The organism is Affinundibacterium seohonense (genome assembly GCF_014284305.1).
Lineage (GTDB): Bacteria > Pseudomonadota > Gammaproteobacteria > Burkholderiales > Burkholderiaceae_D > Undibacterium > Undibacterium seohonense.
Map to the genome: position 1 here is coordinate 1 of NZ_JACOFW010000115.1, position 261 is coordinate 261.

Here is a 261-nt window from a genome sequence, read left to right on the forward strand (position 1 = left end):
AGATCTATAACTGACCAAAGTTATAGGGACAAGCCTTACGGGCAATTAGTACTGGTTAGCTTAATGCATTACTGCACTTCCACACCCAGCCTATCAACGTCCTGGTCTCGAACGACCCTTTAAAGAGATCAAGTCTCTGGGAAGTCTCATCTTAAGGCGAGTTTCCCGCTTAGATGCTTTCAGCGGTTATCTCTTCCGAACATAGCTACTCGGCAATGCCACTGGCGTGACAACCGATACACCAGAGGTTCGTCCACTCCG

General features: G+C 48.3%; 1 rRNA gene. It reads right to left on the reverse strand.

The annotated features are described in order from the left end of the window. Positions 1–24: 24 nt before the first annotated feature. Positions 25–261, reverse strand: a 23S ribosomal RNA gene (locus tag H8K52_RS20785); the annotation flags it as partial.